Annotated in this window: 4 protein-coding genes; 3 read left to right on the top strand and 1 reads right to left on the bottom strand. The window is 42.5% G+C overall.

The window, feature by feature from the left end; all coding sequences use genetic code 11:
- From B3O33_RS11730 to B3O33_RS11740, 3 genes are all read left to right on the top strand, one after another.
- Positions 1-1675, top strand: a 1675-nt coding sequence (locus tag B3O33_RS11730) for a pilus assembly protein (protein ID WP_292363648.1), incomplete at its 5' end; no start/stop codon positions are given.
- Positions 1676-1689: 14 nt separating this feature from the next.
- Complete coding sequence (locus B3O33_RS11735; RefSeq protein ID WP_292360353.1) at positions 1690-1983, top strand: hypothetical protein; 294 nt, start codon at positions 1690-1692, stop codon at positions 1981-1983.
- A 17-nt stretch (positions 1984-2000) separates the two neighbouring features.
- Entirely contained in the window at positions 2001-2390 is a 390-nt protein-coding gene (locus tag B3O33_RS11740) for a type IV pilin protein (protein ID WP_292360355.1), read from the top strand.
- A gap of 70 nt (positions 2391-2460) precedes the next feature.
- Here the strand turns inward: B3O33_RS11740 and B3O33_RS11745 are convergent.
- Positions 2461-5744: DUF5801 repeats-in-toxin domain-containing protein (locus tag B3O33_RS11745; protein ID WP_292363649.1), on the bottom strand; the 3284-nt coding region annotated here is incomplete at its 5' end.

The following is a 5744-nucleotide window of genomic DNA, read 5'->3' on the forward strand; positions in this document are numbered from 1 at the left end:
AGGTGAACCTAACGAAGATGATCTCAAACTTGAAAATTCAGCACCCTATTCAACCTTTAAAACAGGCATCAAAAATCGCCAGGCTATCATCTATGTAGGAGCTAATGACGGTATGTTGCATGCATTTGATGCAGTTACCGGTGCGGAGGTATTTGCCTATGTACCTCAAAGTATTTACGACAAGTTAGCAAGCTTAACTGATCCGAATTACACGCATAAATACTTTGTCGATGGCAGCCCCACAATAGTCGATGCATTTATCAATAATCAATGGCGAACAGTTTTAGTTTCTGGTTTAGGTGGCGGTGGCCAGGGTGTATTTGCTTTGGATGTAACAAATCCTGGTGATTTTTCAAATGAAGCTACCGCTGCCAATCGAGTTTTATGGGAATTTACCGATGAGTATGTGAATGGTTCTAAAAATGGAAAAGATTTAGGCTTTACTTATGGGCAACCTAGTATTGTCAGACTTCAAACCGGTGATTGGGCGGCAGTATTTAGTGGTGGTTATAACAATACCGTTGATAACAATGGGGATGGTAATGACAGTACTGACAGTTCTTCTGGCAATGCAGTCTTGTTTATTGTTCGTCTTGCAGACGGAGAAATAATTGAAGTCCTTGATACAGGTGTTGGATCAGAAGATACTCCAAATGGCCTGGCATCTCCTGCGGCAGTGGATGTTGATGGGGATTTTATTGTCGACTATATCTATGCTGGTGACTTGCTGGGTAATATGTGGAAATTTGATTTAACTTCTAGTAAATCGGAAGAATGGGGAGTTGCCTATGAAACGGGTGGGAATCCACAACCGCTATTTAGAGCCTGTTTTGACAACAACTGTATTCCAGAAAATATCCAACCAATAACCACTCGACCACAAGTTGTTAGACATCCGACCTCAAATGGTTTCCTTATTTTATTTGGTACGGGTAAATATCTTGAGGTAGATGACAATAATATTGATAATCAGACTACACAAACATTCTATGCCATTTGGGATAAGCGTGAGGAAGATTTAACAGCATTTGACCGCTTAGATTTAGTACAACAAGAAATAATCAATCAAGGAACCGTGACCTGTACTGATGAGGATGGCTGTATTTTGACTCCAGATCTTACCGGTGGAACAACCCGGATTACTTCAGACACCCCGATTACATCAACTGACTGGGCAACTAAGCTTGGCTGGTACATTGATCTGATTGGTCCAAGTACCGCAAATAACTTTGGTGAGCGTCAAGTCAGTAACTCAATTATCCGTAACGGCAAGGTTATCTTTACCACCCTGTTACCATCTGATGATCCTTGTGATTTTGGTGGCTCTGGCTGGTTGATGGAGTTAGATTTAGCTTCTGGCGCGAGACTACAATATTCTCCCTTTGATACGAATGATGATGGTAATTTTGATAGGGCTGACTATATTTGTATCGCGAATTGCGACCTGGATGCGGATGGCAACCCTGATCCAGACAGAGTCGACGTACCTGCCAGCGGTAAAAAATCTGAGGTAGGTATTATTCCTACGCCAAGCATAGCTTCTGAAGCGGGAGGACAAAAAGAGTACAAATATACCAGTGGCTCTTCAGGTCAAATTGAAGTAACCGTTGAAAATCCTGGTCCAGGTTTCGAAGGCAGACAATCATGGCGTCAACTTGATTTTCAATTCAGGTAGGAGCAGCAAGCCAAATGAAGTTACTATTTAGTACATTCGTTTTATTAATGAGTGCTGTTGTATATGCAATGGCCCCTTTTCAACAAACAGGTTCAGTAACAGACCATTTCAATGACTCATCTACTATAGAGATAAACGGGCAGACTTTTTTAGTGAATAATGAGACCACGATTCATCATTATGAAAATGGTATTTTAACTGAAAAAGTTATTCCAGAAGGTACATCTATCGGATATGAGATCAATACAGATGCGGATGGTATTTTAAAAACAATATCGACTATATGGCTTATCAGAAATGATGAGTAAATCATTTAGGAATACCAATGAAAAATAAGTTTGTCGGTGGATTTACCCTGGTTGAATTAATGATTACTGTTGCAATCATTGCTATCATCGCTGCAATTGCTTATCCATCCTATCAGGAGCAAGTTAGAGAAACTCGAAGATCGAATGCTCAAGCTGATTTACTAGAGCTATCCAGTTATATGGAACGGTTGTACACACAAAACTTTTCATATGCTGCCGCAGCTCTACCGTTTGATGAGTCTCCCAAACAAGGTAATCCCAAATTCTATGACCTTGATCTGCAAAATGTAGGTGCAAATGCATACACATTAAGAGCCATCCCAAAAGGTGGTCAGGCAGGTGACCGTTGTGGCACCATGACACTCAATGAAGTTGGTCAAAGAACCCCTGCAAATGATTGTTGGTAAAAACCTTAAACCCATAAAAAACCCGCTTAACGCGGGTTTTTTTATTGTTTAAAACCGCTGCTGGTTAAGGTTAGCTATCTACATTCACATGGCCATCCTGCACCAGTTTATTGATAATTTCAGCCTGTTGCGTTGAGGCATCAAAGCCACCGACGCCTAAATCAGCGAGTGATTTACCCTCAAGCGTGATCGTCTGTGTTACATCACTCGCGTCAGGTTTGAGTTCAATCACAATATCCGAACCATCTTCAGTAATCGAAATATAATCCGTTAGATTACCCGACTCTTCGCCAACAAGGATGTCTGAAAAATCCAGAACATCACCTTCTGCAATATTAAAATCCGTAACCGTATCATTCGCAGGGGCTCCAGCGACACCGTCGTCCCCGGCATTCCAGACAAAAATATCTTTACCCTCACCACCGGTTAAAATATCATCACCTGCTCCCCCGATAATTAATTCATCTGCATCCGTTCCGAGTAATTCATCATTGGCATCGCTTCCTGCCAACTCAGCGTAGGCAGTAGATGAAATATCCACAACTGTACCGTCATCCGACACAAAGGTTAAAGAACCCTCAATAGAATTGATTATCTCAGGGGTTAAAGGGTTATCAGAAACCAACGTTAATGTCAGTGGTTGATCATTTTCAACTTCGATTTCAAATGTTCTGTTTGGAAAACTGATCACCGGATCGTAACCCAGAATGTCGACACCCAGAGCAAACAATTTAGTTGCATCAATTTTGACAACACCAGCATTACCATCCGTATCAAAAGCAGCTGATGCCAAAATACTTAAATCATACTGATAGTAAGCATTTTCGATATTTGGTGTTAACGCGACATTATCAATGGCTATACCATGGTTATCAATTGAACCAATCTCATTGAAAACTAAAGTGTTACTGCCATCAAAGCTTCCGCCAATAACGGTAAAGTTAACCGATTGCCATGTAAGATTATCGCCATCAATCGTTGCAATCACTTCGCCATTCCAAATGACTTGCATAGCGCCCGAGTCGGCGTTATTGGCCATTTTTAATGCTTTATCAAGATAATCGAAGCTTAACGTATACTCCAAACCGTCCACTAAACCGGATATTTGTTGATATATTGCACTGTTGCCGGGTGTGGCCCCCAAGTCCATATAGTGGCTGCCATCGGTTGTACCTAACTTACCATGTCCACCGGAATGCGGCTCCATCGGAGGCATTGAATCATCGACGAGTTGCCAGCCGGTAATCGATTGCATTGACACCAGTTGACCACTGCCCGCCAGGCTTCCTTCAGCGACGCCTGAAACGATATTTCCATTGGCATCAATGCCATTTATATCCTCAAAGCTGCCATTGACAATAAAGTTAGTTGAGCTTTCAATTAATGTTTCACTACCAATGCTCATTTGTAATGAGATTGGTGTTTCAGCAATTGCCGGCAGAATCGAATATTCAGCTGCAAAAGTTGTTGTGTCACCATCCCCATCTGTCACGGTTAGTTGAATGGTTTCAATGGCAGGTTGCTCGGCGCCTGACGTCGATTGATATTGGTAGTCGCCTTGTTCGGTTGCGCGAATAAAGCCAAATTCTGTGTCGACTGATTGAGACCAGCCATCATTACCAAAGATAAGAACCGTGCCATTGATAGCACTTAATCCACCGCCATCAGCCCCAACATTAAAGCTGAATTGTCCTGAAGTTGATTCTCCAGAGGCAGTCTCCTGTCCAACATAATCTGTAGCAGAAGGGCCATCGTCATTAAAGGCAATGATAACGCCAAGATCAATACTGGCATCTGCCGTATCACCATCGCTATCAGTGACGGTCAGTACCGCATCAATGGCTCCCGGATTAATGGTTGCCGGTGTGAGTAACTGCAATGAGTCGGTAGGATCGTCATGAAACACGGCCCTTAACTGCTCAAGCGTTACCAGGCCAGTCTGATCAATGGATAATGTAAAGACGACCAACGTATCAGAGCCATCGTTAATAAATCCTTCAACCACACCGGATTGGGGATCATCATTTTGATAGCGTAAAGACACCATTTCTCCGGTTTCGGTATCATTTAAACCGGTGGCTACACTGGTATCGATATTTAAAGAATATTCAGAACTCCCTGCCCCATCGGCCCCATACTGTGTCGAAAAGTAATTACTTATATCAAGGGTGGCAATGGCTGCAGTTGCATCATCACCATCAGCCAGTAAATTTTCGTTTACTGTTAAGCCTTTGGATTTTATAAACTCTACGTTAATGTTGACGTCATTATTATCTTGATCACCACCACCAATAACATCCTCCCAGTTCTGATTTCCAGGATTTTCATTACTGTTTAAGTATTGATAGTTATTCAGGTTTAATTCCGAGTTATCAAATAATGCAGGTGCTTTGTCGAAATTACTTATTAATGCGACACCATCACTTGTCACTGCTTGCCAGCTCCCATTCGGTAGCTGTTCAAAGGTGACTTCTGCTCCATTTTCCAACTCTGAGTTCAACCGGCCACCGTTGGAAATAATAAAAAATCCAATATCTTCCGGGTTAACACCCTCAACCTGAACAGTGGAGGAAATATTCTGTTTCACATTAGCAAACAGCACGACACCGGTGGTAGGCTGACCGTTTTCCCCTTTAACATAATAACCATAGCTGTTGTCGTAACCAGCAGATATGGAACCCAAATTAGTGATCTGCATCTCAAAGCCCATTTCAGGCTGTGTAGCAGAAACTAATGGGGCGTCATCCGTAATGGATACGTCGACATTAGCAGAGTCACTTAAACCATTAGCATCGGTTACAACAATTTCAAAACTGTTGCTTAATTCATTGTCATTGTCTGGTTGAGCATGACCGACTGCGTTATTCAGTGTATAACTATAATTAACTGTATAAGTGCCATTCGGATTAAGCGTAATATCCGTGATACTCAGTGTATTACCAGCTCCGCTTGTGAGCGTTGGAAGGTTGTTTACGATATTGCCATCCTGAATAATGGGTTCTCCCCCAATGCTCAGGGACTCCACACCTGAAGATGCGCTCACCGTAAACATTCCTGTTTTTGTCAATAAACTGCCATCAGGATCGGTACCGGAACTTAAGTTTTTCTCAGCAAAATTGAGTTGATCCGGAGAAAGGATTGAGATTGAGGATTCAGGTGGTGGCGGCGGATTTGGTGAGTCCGTACCATCACCAGAGTCCGTTCCAACCAGATTAAGTAGCTGCTCTTCTTCCGGGGTTGTAAAAATAATGCTGGGGCCAATCGTTTCAAATCCCGCTTGCGGGGTAACTCGTGGAGCAAGATAGTCCACTTGAACCGCATCGCTTCCACCTTCACTAGCAGGTTGTGCACCAG

The sequence above is a fragment of the Methylophaga sp. UBA1464 genome (assembly GCF_002325665.1).
GTDB lineage: Bacteria > Pseudomonadota > Gammaproteobacteria > Nitrosococcales > Methylophagaceae > Methylophaga.